The sequence below is a fragment of the Agromyces terreus genome, from assembly GCF_009749465.1.
Taxonomy (GTDB): domain Bacteria; phylum Actinomycetota; class Actinomycetes; order Actinomycetales; family Microbacteriaceae; genus Agromyces; species Agromyces terreus.
The window spans coordinates 249,459-264,747 of record NZ_WBIS01000001.1 but is presented as its reverse complement, the minus strand read 5'-3'; the positions used below and the strand labels follow the sequence as shown (position 1 = coordinate 264,747).

The window sequence follows — 15,289 nt, the reverse complement described above, 5'->3', positions numbered from 1 at the left end:
CGTGTCTCAGTCCCCCGCACGCGCTTCATCCTGCCATGAGCCGTAGACGCGGCGCGTGTTCGACGCGAGATCGGCGCACAGCGCGTCGAGGTCGGCTCCGAGCACGTCCGCCATGAACCGCACGGTGTGCGGCACGAGGTAGGGCGCGTTCGGGCGACCGCGCAGCGGCGCGGGCGTGAGGTAGGGCGCGTCGGTCTCGACGAGGATGCGCTCGCGCGGCGCGACCCGCAGCGCGTCGCGCAGGTTCTCGGCGTTCTTGAACGTCACGTTGCCGGCGAACGAGAGGTACCAGCCCTCGGATGCCGCGAGCCGGGCGAGCTCGTCGCCGCCCGAGAAGCAGTGGAACACCGTGCGGTCGGGCGCCCCGACGCGTCGCAGCGTCTCGACGACCTCGTCGTGGGCGTCGCGATCGTGGATCTGCATGGCGATGCCGTGCCGCTTGGCGATGTCGATGTGCGCCTCGAACGAGCGGAACTGCGCCGGCCGCCCCTCGTCGCCCGTGCGGAAGAAGTCGAGCCCCGTCTCGCCCACCGCGCGCACGCGCGGCTGCGCGGCCAGCTCGTCGATGACGGCGAGCGCGTCGTCGAGGGTGCCGGCGGCCTCGAGCTCGGGCGCCTCGTTGGGGTGCAGCGCGACCGCGGCGAGCAGGCGGGGCTCGCGCGCGGCGACCTCGGCCGACCATCGGCTCGTCGCGACGTCGGTGCCGACCTGCACCGCGCCGATCACGCCGACGGATGCCGCGCGCTCGAGGTGCTCGTGCACGTCGAGCGGGAGCGCGCCGTCGGCGATCTCGAGATGCGTGTGGTTGTCGTAGACGCCGACCGGCAGGCCCTCGGGCAGCGGCGGGTACTCGACGGGGCGTCCGCCGTCGTTGCGGGTGCGGAGGTGGTCGGGGCTCACCGAGTCGTTCACTCCGCCGTTTCGATGCGCGGGAACAGCGCCTCGAGCGGCGCCACCCGCGGGCCGACGCTCCACTCGTCGGCACGGTCGATGCGCTGCTCCTGCACGGTGCCGGGCGCGCCGAGCGCGGTCCAGAGCTTGGCGGTCGCCTTCGGCAGCACCGGCGAGAGCAGCACGGCCAGCGTGCCGAGCCCGTGGTACGCCGTGGCGAGCACGGTCTCGAGGCGCTCCCGCTTCGCCGGGTCCTTCGCGAGCACCCACGGCTCCTCGGCCGTGATGTAGCCGTTGAGCGCCTCGACGAGCTCCCAGACGGCGCCGATGGCCTCGTGGATCGCGATGCGGTCGATGGCCGACCACGAGGCATCCGTGGCCCGCTGCTCGACCGCGGCGATGGCCTCGTCGGCCTCGGTGCGCTCGGATGCCGCGGGCACCTCGCCGTCGCAGTAGCGCGTGATCATGGCGATGACGCGCGACGCGAGGTTGCCGAAGCCGTTCGCGAGCTCGGCCTGGTAGCGGGCCGAGAGGTCCTCCCACGAGAACGACCCGTCTTGGCCGAACGCGATGGCGCGCAGGAAGTAGTAGCGGAACGCGTCGGAGCCGAACGTGTCGGTGATCTGCTCGGGGGCGATGCCGGTGAGCTTCGACTTCGACATCTTCTCGCCGCCGACGAGCAGCCAGCCGTGCCCGAACACGCCGCGCGGCACGTCGAGCCCGGCCGCCATGAGCATGGCGGGCCAGATGACCGCGTGGAAGCGCAGGATGTCTTTGCCGACGATGTGCTGCGCGGGCCAGCGGCTCGCGAACTCCTCGTCGTCCTGGCCGTAGCCGACGGCCGTGATGTAGTTCAGCAGCGCGTCGAACCAGACGTAGACGACGTGCGTCTCGTCCCACGGGACCTTGACGCCCCAGTCGAACGTCGACCGCGAGATCGACAGGTCGGACAGCCCGGAGCGCACCCAGCCGAGCACCTCGTTGCGCGCCGACTCGGGCTGCACGAAGTCGGGCCGCTCCTCGTAGAGCGCGAGCAGGCGCTCGGCGAAGGCCGAGGTGCGGAAGAAGTAGTTCTTCTCGTGCAGCAGCTCGACGGGCTTGGAGTGGATGGCGCAGACGAGCTGGCCCTCGTACTCGCCGGACCCCGGCACGAGGTCGGACTCCTGCTTGTACTCCTCGCAGCCGACGCAGTAGTAGCCCTCGTACTCGCCCGTGTAGATGTGGCCGTCGTCGTAGAGCTTCTGCAGGAACTTCTGCACGTTCTCCTCGTGCCGCACGTCGGTCGTGCGGATGAAGTCGTCGTTCGCGATGTCGACCGTCTCGAGCAGCGGCTTCCAGGCCTCGTCGACGAGCTTGTCGGCCCACTGCTTCGGGGTCACGCCGTTCGCGGTGGCCGTGCGCAGGATCTTCTGGCCGTGCTCGTCGGTGCCCGTGAGCGACCACGTGCGCTCGCCGGCCTGGCGGTGCCAGCGCGCGAGCACGTCGGCGGCCACCTCCGTGTACGCGTGCCCGATGTGGGGCACGTCGTTGACGTAGAAGATGGGCGTGGTGACATAGAACGAGGAGCCTTCGGCCATGCGCTCAATCCTACGGGCGAGCGGATGCCCCGACGTCCGCGTTACGGGCGCGCAGGGTCACTCGAGGGCTTCGGCGTCGTCCCGTTCGCGCGCCGCCCGGCGACGACGGCGCACGCTGCCGTCGCCGACCGCCGCCGGCACGGCCTCCTCGACGTCGAGCCGGTCGTGCTCGGTCGGCACGCCGATGGTGACGTCCTCCTCTTTCAGGTCGGGCTCCTTCATCTTCTGCATCGGGTAGTCGACGACCCGCATGCCGAGCACGATCTTGCCCGGCGCCTCCCGCCGCTCGAGCGCGCGGTACGCATCGGCGACCCGCTCGAGCGGGAAGACGTCGGCGATGGGCAGCCGGATCCGCCTGGCGGACACGAGCGCCGCGACTCGGCCGAGCGCGACGAGGTCTCCCGTTCCCGCGCGCACCGCCTGCTCGCGTTCGACGGCGTCCCAGTCGGTCAGCGTGAACACGCGCGACGGCTCGACGCCGAGCGCCGCAGCCTCCCCGGCCTGACCGCCGAGGAAGTCGAGGAAGACGCTGACGGGGTGCGGGGCGACCTCGCGCGCGCGGTCGGCGAGCGCGGGGCCGTACTCGAGCGGGATCACGCCGAACTGGCGGAGGAAGTCGAAGCGCATGTCGGGTGCGGTGCCGATCACGGCGGCGCCGCGGAGGCGGGCGAGCTGCGCGGCGAGGCATCCGACCCCGCCCGCGGCCGCGGTGACGACGACCGTGTCGTTGGCGCCGAGGTGCAGTCCCTCGATGATCGACCAGGCCGTGGTGCCGGCCGTGTAGAGCGACCCGGCGACCTCCCACGAGAGGGCGGGCGGGCGCCCGATGAGGTTCGCCTCGGGCACGACGACGTGCGTGGCCTGCGCCCCGTCGTCGGCGAAGCCCATGACCTCGTCGCCCCGGTCGAACCGCATCGTGCCCGGGCCGGTCGCGATCACGAGGCCCGCGAGGTCGCGCCCCTGCGGGCTGGGCGGCTCGACGCGCCATCGCTCGGGATGCTCGCCGCGCCTGATCGCGCTCTCGATGGGGTTCAGCCCCGCCGCGTAGACCTCGACGAGCACCTCGCCCTCACCCGGCTCGGGCGTGGGGACCTCGGCGATCTCGAGCACTTCGGGGCCGCCGAACGTTGCGAACCTGACTTCGTGGGCCATCTCGCGCCTCCTCGTGCGTACGACCCCATTGTCCTCCCCATCCCCCGAAAAGGGGACGGATTCTCAGGAAGGCGGCACGGCGCGCTTGGCGGCCAGCGCCGCCTCGTACAGGTCGCGCTTGCCGAGTCCGGTCTCGGCGGCGACGAGGGAGGCGGCGTCCTTCAGCCGCGTTCCGGATGCCGCGAGGCCGAGCACGCGCTCGAGGGCGGTCGAGGCATCCGCCCGCTGTTCGGCCGCGCCCTGCACGACGATGCAGATCTCGCCGCGGACGCCCTCGGCGGCCCACTCGGCGAGCTCGCCGAGGCCGCCGCGCCGAACCTCCTCGTGGAGCTTCGTGAGCTCCCGGCAGACGGCTGCGGGCCGGTCGGCGCCGAACGCGTCGGCGAGCGCGCCCAGGCTCGCGGCGAGCCGCGACGGGCCCTCGAAGAACACGAGCGTGCGCCGGTCGCCCGCGAGCTCGGCGAGGCGTCGCGCCCGGTCGCCCGACTTGCGGGGCAGGAACCCTTCGAACGCGAACCGGTCGGTGGGCAGCCCGGCGACGGCGAGCGCCGTGATGACGGCGCTCGGCCCGGGGATCGCGGTCACCTCGACGCCCGCGGCGACGGCCGCCTGCACGAGCGGGAACCCCGGATCGGAGACGGTGGGCATGCCCGCGTCGCTCAGCACGAGCAGGTCGGCGTCGCGGGCGAGCTCGACGAGCTCGCCCGCCTTCTGCCGCTCGTTGTGCTCGTGGAGCGCGATGAGCCTCGGCCGGTTCTCGATGCCGAGCCCGGCGAGGAGGCGCTGCGTCACGCGGGTGTCCTCCGAGGCGACGACCTGCGCCCCGGCGAGGGCCTCGCGCAGGCGCGCCGAGGCGTCGCCGAGGTTGCCGATGGGCGTTGCGGCGAGGATGATCATGCCCCCAGTCTCGCGCACCACCGGGCGACCTCCCGTCGGGTCCGCCTCGGTTACGCTGAATCGCATGACTGCCGAGACGGATGCCGCCTCCACGGCGCCCGTCGAGACGGTGACGCCCGAGGCATCCGACCACGCGGCCGAAGCGGTCGAGAACCCCGCCGGGGCCGCCGGGGCTGCCGGGGCCACTGAGGCCGCCGAGGCGGAACCGAAGGCGCCCGAACCGCGCGGCACCCGCCTCGACGCATGGTGGGCGCGCACGCTCTCGACGCCGCGCCGGCGCGCGCTGTGGTACTGGGGCGGCCCGATCCTCGTCACCCTCATCGCCGCCGTGCTGCGGTTCTGGAACCTCGGCCATCCGCAGGCGATCGTCTTCGACGAGACGTACTACGTCAAGGACGCCTGGACGCTCCTGCACCACGGCTACGAGTCGAGCTGGCCCGAGGGCGCCGACGAGGGCTTCGCCGACGGCGACACCGACACCTACCTCGACGACCCGTCGTACGTGGTGCATCCGCCCCTCGGCAAGTGGATGATCGCGCTCGGCATGGCCGCGTTCGGCGCCGACAACGCGTTCTGGTGGCGTGCCACCACCGCCCTCGCGGGCACCGCGGGCGTGTTCGTGATCATGATGCTGGCGCGTCGGCTCTGGCCCTCGACGATCGTCGCCGTCATCGCCGGGCTCCTGTTCGCCGTCGACGGCAACGCGATCGTGATGTCGCGCGTCGCGCTGCTCGACAACTGGGTCATGATCTTCGCGCTGCTGGGCGTCTGGTTCGTGGTGCTCGACCGCGCCTGGGCGCGTGAACGGCTCGAACGCGCGCTCGCGGCCGCGCGCACGGCCGGCCGCGACCCGCACTACGGCCCGGCCCTCTGGTCGCGTCCGTGGCTCGTCGCGGCGGGCGCGGCCTTCGGCGCGGCGACCGCCGTCAAGTGGTCGGGCCTCTGGTTCGTCGCCGCGTTCGGCATCTACCTCGTCATCGTCGACGCGCTCGCACGGCGCCGCGCCGGGGTTCCGCTGTATGCGACGGCCGCGATCCTCAAGCAGGGCCCGATCACCTTCCTGCTGTACGTGCCGGTCGCGTTCGCCGTCTACCTCGCCTCGTGGACGGGGTGGCTCGCGACCGACGGCGGGTACGACCGGCACTGGGCCGACGACGGGGCCAACCGCGCGACCGGCTTCTTCTCGTGGGTGCCGACCGCGCTGCAGAGCCTCTGGCACTACCACCAGTCGGCGTACCAGTACCACATCGGCGTGCACTCGGAGCATCCGTGGCAGTCGAACCCGCTGACCTGGCTCGTCATGGGCCGGCCGACGAACATGTACTTCTCCTCGACCGACGACGGCTCGGGCGGATGCGGCGGCGAGACGTGCTGGTCCTCGATCATGGGCATCGGCAACCCGATCATCTGGTGGGCCGCCGCCCTCGCCTGCCTCTACCTCGTGTACCGGCTCGCGCGGTACCGCGAGTGGCAGGTCGGACTCGTGCTGCTCGGGCTCGGCGCGGGCTACCTGCCCTGGCTCATGTACCTGGACCGCACGGTGTTCCAGTTCTACTCGATCGCGTTCGAGCCGTACATGATCCTCGCCCTGGCGGCGGTGGTCCGGCTCATCCTCGGCCGGCCCGACGACGTCTGGTGGCGCCGCGAGCGCGGCATCGCCACGGTCGGGGTCTACCTCGTGTTCGTGCTGCTCGTCTCGGCGTTCTTCTATCCCCTCTGGAGCGGCATCCCGCTCACGCCCGACTTCCGCCAGCTGCACTTCTGGCTGCCGAGCTGGGGATGATCGACCTCCGAGGGCGGATGCCCGGACTCCTCGTCGCCGCGACCGCCGCGGCTGTCGCCTGGCTCGTGCACCTCGCGGTCCCGGCCCTGCCCCTGCTCACGGTCGCCGTGGCCCTCGGCATCGTGGTCGGCCAGGTGCCCGCGGTGCAGCGCCGCCTCGACGGCGCCCTGGCGCCCGGGCTCAAGACCGCGTCGAAGAGCCTGCTCCGCGTCGGCATCGTGCTCCTCGGGCTGAAGCTCAGCCTCTTCGACATCGCCCACCTCGGCTGGGTGACCATCGCCACGACCGTCGCGGTCGTCCTGCTCACCTTCGTCGGCACGATCGGGCTCGGGCGCGCCCTCGGGCTGCCCGGGCACCAGCCGCTCCTGGTCGCGAGCGGATTCGCCATCTGCGGCGCCTCGGCGATCGGCGCGATGGGCTCGACCGTGCGCGCACGCGACGAGGATCAGGCCGTGCCGGTCGCGCTCGTCACGCTGTGCGGGACGCTGGCCATCGCGGTGCTGCCCGCGCTGTGGCATCCGCTCGGGCTGTCGGCGGTGCAGTTCGGCCACTGGGTGGGTGCCGGCGTGCACGACGTGGGCCAGGTGGTCGCGACCGCCCAGCTCGCCGGACCTGCGGCGCTCGCCGTCGCGGTCGTCGTGAAGCTGACCCGCGTGCTCATGCTCGCCCCGATGGTCGCGATCACCGCGGCCGTCGAACGGCGGCGCCACGTCGAGACGACCGGTTCGCGCCCGCCCGTGGTGCCCCTGTTCATCGCGGGGTTCGTGGCCGCCGTGCTCGTCGCGACGTTCGTGCCGCTCCCCGAGGCCGTGCTCTCGGCCGCCGACGCCGTGCAGACGGCGGTGCTGGCCATGGCGCTCTTCGCCCTCGGCGCGTCGATCAGGTTCGCCGACCTCGCCGCCACCGGTTGGCGCGCGCTCGTCGTCGGGCTCACCTCGTGGGTGCTCGTCGCGACCCTCGCCTACGGCGCCGTGCTGCTCGGCTGACGGCGACCCGCTCAGCGCACCTCGAGCACGAGCTTGCCGCGCACCTCGCCGGCCTGGAACGCCTCCACCGCGGCCCGCACCTCGGCGAGCGGCACGATGCGGTCGATCATCGGCCCGAGGCGTCCCTGCTCGAGCAGCGACACGAGCGCCTCGAGGTCCTCGGCGTCGCGGGCCGCGGCGAGCGGCTTCAGGGAGGCGTGCATGAAGGGCCTGCGCAGCATCGCCCCGACCAGCCTCGGGATCGGCCCGAGCAGGCCGTCGCCGCCGCCGGCAGAGAGCACCACCGTGCCGCCGCGCCGCACGAGCCGGGCGAGTCCGCCGAGCGATTGGGCGCCGGCGAGGTCGAACACGGCGTCGTACGAGCCGTCGGCCTCGAGGTCGGGCCAGTCGCCCGCGCGGTCGAGCACTCGATCGGCGCCGAGCGCTCGCACGTGGTCGGCCTTCGCCTCGCTGCAGACGCCGACGACCTGCCACCCGGCGATCACCGCGAGCTGCATCGCGAATCCCCCGACTCCGCCGGAGGCGCCGATGACGAGCAGCCGGGGTCGTGACCCGGATGCGTCGACCGGGCGCGCGGGGTCGATGCCGGCGAGGCGCAGGCCCTGCAGCGCGGTGCCCGCGGAGACGGGCAGGGTCGCGGCATCCGCGAACCCGACGTCGTCGGGCACCCGCACCGCGAACCGCTCGGGCAGCACCGCGTATTCGGCCCAGCCGCCCTGGGACGCCTCGCCGCAGACCCGGTCACCGACCGAGATGCCGGAGACCGCGGACCCGACCGCCGCCACCGTGCCCGCGATGTCGCGGCCGACCGTCGGCACGCGGGGCCTGCGGAATCCGAAGAACGCCCGCATGAGCTTCGGCTCGCCCCGCATGATCCGCACGTCGCCCGAGGCGACGTCGACGGCGTGCACGGCGACGAGCACCTCGTCGGGCTTCGGCTCGGGCGCCGCGCCGGTCTCGAGCGCGAGCACCTCGGGCCCGCCGTAGCGATGCTGGGCGACGGCCCGCATGGCCGTCGCGGGCCGCTCGGCGGCGTGCGTCTCGACCTGTGTCTCGGCCTTCGTCTCGGCCTTCGTCTCGGCCTTCGTCTCGTTCATCGTCGTTCACTCCCCCTCGGGGTACTGGAAGACGTCGTCGAGCGGCACCCCGAAGACCCGCGCGATCTGGAAGGCCAGTTCGAGCGAGGGCGAGTAGCGGCCCTGCTCGATGGCGATGACGGTCTGGCGGGTGACCCCGATGCGACCGGCGAGCTCGGCCTGGGTCATCTCGCCGTGGGCGAACCGCAGCGAGCGGATGGCGTTCGTCACGCGCGTGGGCTTCACCATTCCTGGAACCCCCCGGCGCGGTAGGCCGCGAGCTTCGTGAGGCTCGCGAGGATGCCGCTGATCACGAAGCACAGGTAGATCACGTTCGCGATCCAGAACCAGTCGACCTCGAACCACGCGAGGATCAGGGCGGCCAGCGCCCCGATCACGACGAAGGAGTTGCCGACCCGGTCGCCGGTGCGCTCGATCTCGCGGTCGCGCTGGTCGGCCTTGTAGGTCTCGCTCGGCGCGACGATCTCGATGAGGATGCGCGACAGGATGCCCGCGACGATCGTGCCGCCGATGGTCCACACCATCGGCCACACGTAGTCGACCTCGGGGATCGGCGTGCCCACGAGCCGCGGGAGCATGATGCCGAGGTAGACCGCGTAGCCGATGACGGCGATGGCCAGGAACGACCAGACGCCCTTCTCCTCGTACGACATCGTGCCCTCCTTCGCGAGTGTCAAGAATTCTTGACACCCCGAATGTAAGGCATTCCGAACCTGAGGTCAAGCATTCTTTACATCATTGACGGTGACAGAGAGCGGATGCCGGCAGCGCCGCCGGCATCCGCTCGACGACGTCGACCGGCGTGACGCTAGTGGCTGCCCCCGTCGACGAACTTCAGGCCGACGACGCAGCCCACGAGACCGACGAGCAGCAGGATCTTCGCCCACGAGACATCCGCGTCGCCCGTGATCATCGACCACACGACCGTGAGCGCCGCGCCGATGCCGACCCAGACCGCGTAGGCGGTGCCGGTCGGGATGTCGCGCATCGCGAACGCGAGCCCACCCATCGATGCGACGAGCGCGACGCCGAACACGACCGACGGCCAGAGCTTCGTGAACCCCTCGGACTTGCCGAGCGCGGTGGCCCAGACAGCTTCGAGCACGCCCGAGGCGATGAGGACGATCCATGACATGACGACTCAACTCCTGAGCCAGTCTTGTCGCGTTCCGGGTACTGGGTGCCCTCGTCCGGATGCCGCGAGCCGCGGCGTTCCCGCAACCCTACCGATCGTTCCTGCTCAGGCGCTGTGCACGGTCGCGAAGTGCTCCACGACGGGGAACGGGTCGTAGAAGCGGTGCAGCAGTTCGCGCCAACGCGCGTACTCGGGCGCCCCGCGGAACCCGATCTCGTGCGCCTCGACGCTCTCCCAGTGCACGAGCAGCAGATAGGTCGAGGGCGACTCGACGCCGCGAGAGAGTGTGAGGTCGACGAAGCCGGGCATGCCCGCGATGAGGTGGCGCGCCTCGTCGAACGCGGCCTCGAACTCGCGCTCGAGTCCGGGCACAACGGGCAGCAGCGCATGTTCGAGGATCACCCGGCGAGCCTACCGACGAGCACCTGCTCCGAGTCCGTAGGCTCGGGCGATGCGCGTCGCCCGTTGGATCGTTCCGCCCGTCGTCGCCATCGCCGCCTGGTTCGCGAGCGGCTGGATCGCGCACGCGGGCATGGCCTCGGGGTCGTCCGCTGCGACCAGGATCACGCGTGTGCTCGCGCCCGACACGCTGCCCGTCGGCGCTTCGGCGCCGGGGCCATGGGGTCCGCTCGCCGTGCTCGCATCGGCGCTCGCGATCGGCGGCGGGTTCGCCCTGCTCGCACTGCTGCTGCGCGCGGGACGCGGGACCCCGGGTTTCGCCGCCGGATGGCTCGCCGCGGTGCTCGCCGGCACGGCCGTGGCTGCGCTGCCCGTGTTCGGCACGGTCATCGCCGGACTGGTCGCGTCGACGCCGTTCGTGCTGCCCACGACGGAATCCGCCGCAGTCGGCGCGTATTGGGGCGTGCTGTGGGGCTGGCTCCCGGCGCTCGCCGTCGTCGCGTTCGAGCCGGCCCGGGCCGTGACCGGCTCCCCGGCGCAGACCACACCGGCGACCCCCACCGGTCCGAGGCGTGCCCATCGTCGTCCGGTCGCCGTCGCCGCCGCAGCCGCCCTGGTCGGCCTGATCGCGGTCGCCGCGATCGTGCCGGCGGCCGACCAGGCCTGGCACAGGGCGATCTCCGCCGAGGCGGCCGACTCCGACGGGGAGTTGCACGAGCCGTCCGAACCCATCCCCACTGGCACGCCGGCGCCCGACGTCGCGCCGGGCGACTGGACGGTGGACCCGACGTGGTGCACGGAGAACCAGCTCGAGTTCACGGCATCGGAGCCGGACTCCGCGGCGGGCACGCGGGGCATGCGCGTCACCGCGGTGAACGTCTCGTCGGCGCCCTGCGTGCTCGACGGCTACCCCGACCTCGCGTTCAGCGCGATCACCACGGGAGCCGTCGACGTGCGCGTGCTGCACGGCGGCGGACTCGCCGAGCCGGATGCGGGCCCGGTGGAGCTCACCGTCGAGCCCGGCTCCGGCGTCGAGGCCGAGCTCTCGTGGCGCGCCCCGGCAGCGAGCGACCTCGAACCCGCCGACTTCGTGCTCGTGGCGCCGTACGCGGGTGCCGTCCGCACGTACGTTCCAGCTCGGACCGACATCACGGGCGGCGACGTCGAGGTCACCGCGTGGCGCACCGGGTCCTAGGCGGCCGCGGCACTCGAGGCATCCTCGCGGTCTGATTGCACTGCATTACGGGTTCGGGCGGTCGGTGCAGGCGGCGCGACTAGCGTGAACGCATGGCAGACCGCGAATACGGCTTCAAGACCCGCGCCATCCACGCGGGCAACATCCCCGACCAGGTGACGGGCGCGCGCGCCCTGCCGATCTACCAGTCGAGCGCCTTCGTCTTCGACGACACGGCCGACGCCGCGGCGCGCTTCGCCCTGCAGAAGTACGGCAACATCTACTCGCGTCTGGCCAACCCCACCGTCGCGAGCTTCGAGGAGCGCGTCGCGAGCCTCGAGGGCGGCCTCGGCGCCGTCGCCACGGCCTCCGGCCTGTCGGCGCAGTACATCACCTTCGCCTCGCTCGCGGGCAGCGGAGACCACATCGTCGCCTCGGCCAACCTCTACGGCGGGTCGATCACGCAGTTGGATGTCACGCTGCGCCGGTTCGGCATCGAGACGACGTTCGTGCGCTCCGCCGACCCGGTCGACTACGCCGCCGCGATCCAGGACAACACCAAGGCCCTCTTCGTCGAGACCATCGCGAACCCGTCGGGCGAGGTCGCCGACCTCGAGGGCCTCGCCGATGTCGCGCACGCCCACGGCATCCCGTTCATCGTCGACTCGACCATCGCGACGCCGTACCTCAACCGGCCGATCGAGTGGGGCGCCGACATCGTCACGCACTCGGCGACGAAGTTCCTCGGCGGGCACGGCACGACCCTCGGCGGCGTCGTCGTCGAGTCGGGCCGCTTCCACTGGCACTCCGAGAAGTTCCCGCTGTTCGGCCAGCCGGTGCCGAGCTACGGAGGACTCGAATGGTCGGGCAACTTCGGCGAGTACGCGTTCCTCACGCGCCTGCGCGCCGAGCAGCTGCGCGACATCGGCCCCGCGCTCGCCCCCCACTCCGCGTTCCTGCTCGCGCAGGGCGTTGAAACGCTGCCGTACCGCATCCAGGCGCACATCGACAACGCCCGCGCGGTCGCCGAATGGCTCGAATCCGACCCGCGCATCGAGAACGTCTGGTGGGCCGGCCTTGAGAACCACCCGCACTTCGACCGTGCGAAGAAGTACCTGCCCAAGGGCCCGGGATCGGTCTTCAGCTTCGAGGTCAAGGGCGGCCGCGCCGTCGGCCAGAAGCTCATCGAGTCGGTCAACCTCGCCTCGCACCTCGCGAACATCGGCGACGCGAAGACGCTCATCATCCACCCGGCATCGACCACGCACGCGCAGTTGACCGAGCAGCAGCTCGTCGACGCGGGCGTGCTTCCGGGCGTCGTGCGGATTAGCGTGGGCATCGAAGACGTTGAAGACATCATCGACGACCTCGACCAGGCCCTCACGGCCGCGACTGGAGCTTCACGATGAGCACTGCACTCGACACCCCGAGCACGGATGCCTCGACCGGCGACGCCTCGACCGAGACCGTTCGCCTCGTCAACGGCCTCTCGTGCGACCTGCCCGCGAGCTCGCCGCTCGCGAAGCTGCTGAAGTCGCAGCGCACCTGGGTCGGCCCCGACGCGAAGCAGCGCCTCGCGATCCTGCGCGCGGCGAAGTCGGTCGCGATCGTGGGCGCCTCGCCGAAGCCGCAGCGCTCGAGCTACTTCGTCGGCACCTACCTGCAGCAGTCCAGCGCCTACCGCCTGTACTTCGTGAACCCCATGGAAAAGGAGATCCTCGGCCAGCCCGCCTACGCGAGCCTGAAGGACCTGCCCGGGGTGCCCGACATCGTCGTGGTGTTCCGCCGCGGCAGCGACATCCCGAGCGTCATCGACGACGTCGTCGCCGTGGGCGCGAAGACCATCTGGGTGCAGCTCGGCATCTGGAACCAGGAGGCCGCGTACTCCGGCGAGGAGCAGGGGCTCACCGTCGTCATGGACCGCTGCATCAAGGTCGAGCACGCCCGCTTCCACGGCGGACTGCACCTGCTCGGCTTCGACACCGGCCAGATCACGGCGCGCAAGACGCTGCGCTAGGAGCACGCACGCACGCGAATGGATGCCCCGTAACCCGCGCTCGTGGGTTCCGGGGCATCCGCCGTCTCACCTGACGATCAGCCCCAGAACGCGACGAGCGCCTCGGTGATCTGCGCGCGCACGTCGTCGTCGCTCGCCGTCGCCACGCCGTCGCCGGGCTGCACGCCGTAGTCGCCGAAGCTCGCGTGGTTCGCGCCCTCGATCTCGACGAAGGTCGTGTCGGCCGGCACCAGATGCGCGGCACCCTCGATCTTGTCGGGCGTGCTGAGGCCGTCTTCGCTGCCCGAGATGCTGAGCACGGAGAGGTCGTCGCCGCTCACGTCGTTCGCGCAGTACGAGCCGAAGAACACGATGCCCGCGACCTCCTCGTCGGCGGCCATCATGCAGGCCTTCACTCCCCCGAGCGAGTGCCCGCCGACGTACCACTCGTCGACGTCGGGCGCGTGGCCCGTGAACGTCGAGAGCGGGCGCAGGTCGAAGAACGCGAGGTTCAGCGTGGGTTTCGTGATGACGACCGTCGTGCCCGTCTCGGCGACCGCGTCGGCGAGTTTCGCGAGATAGGCGTACGGATCGACCTTCGCACCGGGGATGAACACGAGCCCGCGATCGGATGCCGCGTCGACCGGGGTCATGACGACCGAGTCGTCGAACGACTCGATGCTCACCCGGTCGTCGGTCCAGGCTTCGAGCGCCGCGGGTCGTTCGCCCTGCATGACGGTCTTCGCCCACACGAGGAATCCCACGACCACGAGCAGGAGCACCACGACCACGGCGAGCAGCACGCGGATGCCACGGCGACCCCTCGGACGTTCGGCGGCGGACTCGTTCGGTGCGGCGTTCGTCATGGCTCGAGTCTCGCAGGCGCGCGCGCTCGCGTCGTCAGCCTTTCGTTCGGTTCGGCCGTCTCGAGCGGCCGTCTCGAGCGCCGCCCCATCGGTTCGAGCGGCGGCCTCAGCGCCGCTCGACGGTGTTGCCGTTGCCGTTGATGCGGACCGGCTGCGGATCGTTGTCGGCCTCGATGCTGTTGTCCTCGCCCGAGATCTCGACCGAGCCGACGGTCGCGGCTTCGAGGTCGTTGTCGCGCCCCGAGATGGTGATCGACGCGATGGTGCGCGCCTCCACGTCGTTGTCGTTTCCGTTGATCGTGACCGCGCCGAGCTCGGCGCGGGACTCGATGTCGTTGTCCTGGCCCTCGATGCTGAGCGCCGTGGTCGCGTTCAGGCGCACGGTCAGGTCGTCGCCGCGCACGATGACCTCGGCGCAGTCGCCCTCGACGTCGTACCTGACCCGCTGCCCCTCGAGCGTGATGCTCGACGTCTCGGCGCACGAGACCTGCTGGCGGCCGCCGGCGGCGTTCGACCCGTCGGACCCGTCGGAGCCGTCGACCCCGGCCGGGTCGCGGTCGACCGGCATGACGCATCCGGCCAGCAGGAGCACGCCCGCGAGTCCGATGAGCGCCGCCGGCGCGTGCTTCGCGTGTGTCCGCATCCCGTCCCCCTGAGTCGACCGTTCCTCCCACCCTAGACACCCGCGGCCGAGCGGGTGATCCCGCGAGTCGAACCCGCTCGGCCCCTCAGAGGGTTCGCCCGTAGGCCATCAGGAGGAAGCTCGATCCGTCGGGCCGCGTGATCGTGTGCTCCCGCTCGGGCAGCCGCTCGAACCCGAGGCGTTCGTAGAGGCGGTGCGCGCCGAGCATCTCGGGGCCCGTGTTGAGCACGACCCGCTCCGAGCCGCGCTCGCGCGCGAGCCCGAGCACATGCTCGACGAGCGTCTCGCCGATGCCGCGCCGTCGTGCGTCGGGCGCGACCGCGAGCAGCCGGAAGTCGAGTTCGCCGTCTCGGGCGACGGGCGACATGGTTCGGCCGGCCCGGGGCGTGGCGACCGTGCCGAGCAGGGCCCCGGTCGCGGCATCCGCCGCCACCCAGACCTCGTGCTCGCGGGCCCGGTCGGCCACGGCCGCGATGTCGGCCCGATAGCCGTCGCCGATCGCGTACGAGGCGGAGTAGGCGGCGACGGACAGCTCGGCGACCTCGTCGGTCTCTTCGGGGTGCATGAGCCGAACCACGACGTCGTCACGTCGGGGCGCGCTCCCGGTCGGGGCGTCGAGGATGGGCTTGCTCGCAGCGGTTATCTCGTTCATACGGAGGATCAGCCTACGACCGCCCTCCTGCACGAAGACCG

General features: G+C 71.8%; 17 protein-coding genes and 1 riboswitch. Of the genes, 5 read left to right on the top strand and 12 right to left on the bottom strand.

Annotated elements, in window-relative coordinates; translation table 11 throughout:
* Window positions 1–6: 6 nt before the first annotated feature.
* From GQQ92_RS01190 to rsmI, 4 genes are all read right to left on the bottom strand, one after another.
* Window positions 7–912 carry a TatD family hydrolase gene (locus GQQ92_RS01190; protein WP_156997417.1) on the bottom strand — a complete coding sequence of 302 codons (906 nt, stop codon included), beginning with the start codon at window positions 910–912 and terminating at the stop codon, window positions 7–9.
* Window positions 909–2,468 (bottom strand): methionine--tRNA ligase, encoded by a 1,560-nt coding sequence (gene metG, locus GQQ92_RS01185; RefSeq protein ID WP_156997416.1) that lies wholly within the window; start codon window positions 2,466–2,468, stop codon window positions 909–911. The genes GQQ92_RS01190 and metG overlap by 4 nt, the downstream gene beginning before the upstream one ends.
* Window positions 2,469–2,525: 57 nt before the next feature.
* A complete protein-coding gene (locus GQQ92_RS01180; RefSeq protein ID WP_156997415.1) occupies window positions 2,526–3,620 on the bottom strand; it encodes an NADP-dependent oxidoreductase in 1,095 nt (364 codons plus the stop codon).
* 63 nt (window positions 3,621–3,683) lie between these two features.
* On the bottom strand, window positions 3,684–4,517 hold the full coding sequence (gene rsmI / locus GQQ92_RS01175; RefSeq protein WP_156997414.1) for a 16S rRNA (cytidine(1402)-2'-O)-methyltransferase: 834 nt from the start codon (window positions 4,515–4,517) through the stop codon (window positions 3,684–3,686).
* A gap of 64 nt (window positions 4,518–4,581) precedes the next feature.
* Between rsmI and GQQ92_RS01170 the strand changes: the two genes are divergently transcribed.
* Window positions 4,582–6,300 (top strand): dolichyl-phosphate-mannose--protein mannosyltransferase, encoded by a 1,719-nt coding sequence (locus GQQ92_RS01170; protein WP_156997413.1) that lies wholly within the window; start codon window positions 4,582–4,584, stop codon window positions 6,298–6,300.
* Window positions 6,297–7,286: a YeiH family protein gene (locus GQQ92_RS01165; protein ID WP_156997412.1), complete on the top strand. Its 990-nt coding sequence runs from the start codon at window positions 6,297–6,299 to the stop codon at window positions 7,284–7,286. The genes GQQ92_RS01170 and GQQ92_RS01165 overlap by 4 nt, the downstream gene beginning before the upstream one ends.
* Before the next feature lie 11 nt (window positions 7,287–7,297).
* Here the strand turns inward: GQQ92_RS01165 and GQQ92_RS01160 are convergent, their stop codons facing one another.
* The 5 genes from GQQ92_RS01160 to GQQ92_RS01140 form a co-directional block, all read right to left on the bottom strand.
* The gene (locus GQQ92_RS01160; protein ID WP_156997411.1) at window positions 7,298–8,383 is read right to left on the bottom strand and encodes a quinone oxidoreductase family protein; all 1,086 of its coding nucleotides are present in this window, start codon (window positions 8,381–8,383) and stop codon (window positions 7,298–7,300) included.
* A 6-nt stretch (window positions 8,384–8,389) separates the two neighbouring features.
* A complete protein-coding gene (locus GQQ92_RS01155; RefSeq protein WP_156997410.1) occupies window positions 8,390–8,611 on the bottom strand; it encodes a helix-turn-helix transcriptional regulator in 222 nt (73 codons plus the stop codon).
* Window positions 8,605–9,036, bottom strand: a complete 432-nt coding sequence (locus tag GQQ92_RS01150) for a hypothetical protein (protein ID WP_156997409.1) — start codon at window positions 9,034–9,036, stop codon at window positions 8,605–8,607. Before GQQ92_RS01150 ends, GQQ92_RS01155 begins: the two co-directional genes overlap by 7 nt.
* A 155-nt stretch (window positions 9,037–9,191) precedes the next feature.
* Window positions 9,192–9,518, bottom strand: a complete 327-nt coding sequence (locus GQQ92_RS01145) for a DMT family transporter (protein ID WP_156997408.1) — start codon at window positions 9,516–9,518, stop codon at window positions 9,192–9,194.
* 14 nt (window positions 9,519–9,532) lie between these two features.
* Window positions 9,533–9,599: riboswitch (guanidine-III (ykkC-III) riboswitch) on the bottom strand.
* Window positions 9,600–9,623: 24 nt separating this feature from the next.
* Window positions 9,624–9,920, bottom strand: coding sequence for an antibiotic biosynthesis monooxygenase family protein (locus GQQ92_RS01140; protein ID WP_156997407.1), 297 nt, complete (start codon window positions 9,918–9,920; stop codon window positions 9,624–9,626).
* Between the two features lie 49 nt (window positions 9,921–9,969).
* Here GQQ92_RS01140 and GQQ92_RS01135 point away from each other — a divergent pair, with 49 nt between their 5' ends.
* The 3 genes from GQQ92_RS01135 (at window position 9,970) to GQQ92_RS01125 (ending at window position 13,108) form a co-directional block, all read left to right on the top strand.
* Window positions 9,970–11,112 (top strand): DUF4232 domain-containing protein, encoded by a 1,143-nt coding sequence (locus tag GQQ92_RS01135; protein WP_156997406.1) that lies wholly within the window; start codon window positions 9,970–9,972, stop codon window positions 11,110–11,112.
* 92 nt (window positions 11,113–11,204) lie between these two features.
* Window positions 11,205–12,500 carry an O-acetylhomoserine aminocarboxypropyltransferase/cysteine synthase family protein gene (locus tag GQQ92_RS01130; RefSeq protein ID WP_156997405.1) on the top strand — a complete coding sequence of 432 codons (1,296 nt, stop codon included), beginning with the start codon at window positions 11,205–11,207 and terminating at the stop codon, window positions 12,498–12,500.
* Complete coding sequence (locus tag GQQ92_RS01125) at window positions 12,497–13,108, top strand: CoA-binding protein (protein ID WP_156997404.1); 612 nt, start codon at window positions 12,497–12,499, stop codon at window positions 13,106–13,108. Before GQQ92_RS01130 ends, GQQ92_RS01125 begins: the two co-directional genes overlap by 4 nt.
* Before the next feature lie 77 nt (window positions 13,109–13,185).
* Here the strand turns inward: GQQ92_RS01125 and GQQ92_RS01120 are convergent, their stop codons facing one another.
* From GQQ92_RS01120 to GQQ92_RS01110, 3 genes are all read right to left on the bottom strand, one after another.
* On the bottom strand, window positions 13,186–13,953 hold the full coding sequence (locus tag GQQ92_RS01120; protein ID WP_156997403.1) for an alpha/beta hydrolase: 768 nt from the start codon (window positions 13,951–13,953) through the stop codon (window positions 13,186–13,188).
* A gap of 106 nt (window positions 13,954–14,059) precedes the next feature.
* A complete protein-coding gene (locus tag GQQ92_RS01115) occupies window positions 14,060–14,596 on the bottom strand; it encodes a DUF3060 domain-containing protein (protein WP_156997402.1) in 537 nt (178 codons plus the stop codon).
* 85 nt (window positions 14,597–14,681) lie between these two features.
* Complete coding sequence (locus tag GQQ92_RS01110) at window positions 14,682–15,248, bottom strand: GNAT family N-acetyltransferase (RefSeq protein ID WP_156997401.1); 567 nt, start codon at window positions 15,246–15,248, stop codon at window positions 14,682–14,684.
* Between the last annotated feature and the right edge of the window lie 41 nt (window positions 15,249–15,289).

Bases quoted from the DNA above. Each gene is read 5' to 3' on its own strand.
- metG (WP_156997416.1), bottom strand. From the start codon at position 2,468: ATGGCCGAAGGCTCCTCGTTCTATGTCACCACGCCCATCTTCTACGTC.
- GQQ92_RS01180 (WP_156997415.1), bottom strand. From the start codon at position 3,620: ATGGCCCACGAAGTCAGGTTCGCAACGTTCGGCGGCCCCGAAGTGCTC.
- rsmI (WP_156997414.1), bottom strand. From the start codon at position 4,517: ATGATCATCCTCGCCGCAACGCCCATCGGCAACCTCGGCGACGCCTCG.
- GQQ92_RS01170 (WP_156997413.1), top strand. From the start codon at position 4,582: ATGACTGCCGAGACGGATGCCGCCTCCACGGCGCCCGTCGAGACGGTG.
- GQQ92_RS01165 (WP_156997412.1), top strand. From the start codon at position 6,297: ATGATCGACCTCCGAGGGCGGATGCCCGGACTCCTCGTCGCCGCGACC.
- GQQ92_RS01160 (WP_156997411.1), bottom strand. From the start codon at position 8,383: ATGAACGAGACGAAGGCCGAGACGAAGGCCGAGACGAAGGCCGAGACA.
- GQQ92_RS01155 (WP_156997410.1), bottom strand. From the start codon at position 8,611: ATGGTGAAGCCCACGCGCGTGACGAACGCCATCCGCTCGCTGCGGTTC.
- GQQ92_RS01150 (WP_156997409.1), bottom strand. From the start codon at position 9,036: ATGTCGTACGAGGAGAAGGGCGTCTGGTCGTTCCTGGCCATCGCCGTC.
- GQQ92_RS01145 (WP_156997408.1), bottom strand. From the start codon at position 9,518: ATGTCATGGATCGTCCTCATCGCCTCGGGCGTGCTCGAAGCTGTCTGG.
- GQQ92_RS01135 (WP_156997406.1), top strand. From the start codon at position 9,970: ATGCGCGTCGCCCGTTGGATCGTTCCGCCCGTCGTCGCCATCGCCGCC.
- GQQ92_RS01130 (WP_156997405.1), top strand. From the start codon at position 11,205: ATGGCAGACCGCGAATACGGCTTCAAGACCCGCGCCATCCACGCGGGC.
- GQQ92_RS01125 (WP_156997404.1), top strand. From the start codon at position 12,497: ATGAGCACTGCACTCGACACCCCGAGCACGGATGCCTCGACCGGCGAC.
- GQQ92_RS01120 (WP_156997403.1), bottom strand. From the start codon at position 13,953: ATGACGAACGCCGCACCGAACGAGTCCGCCGCCGAACGTCCGAGGGGT.
- GQQ92_RS01115 (WP_156997402.1), bottom strand. From the start codon at position 14,596: ATGCGGACACACGCGAAGCACGCGCCGGCGGCGCTCATCGGACTCGCG.
- GQQ92_RS01110 (WP_156997401.1), bottom strand. From the start codon at position 15,248: ATGAACGAGATAACCGCTGCGAGCAAGCCCATCCTCGACGCCCCGACC.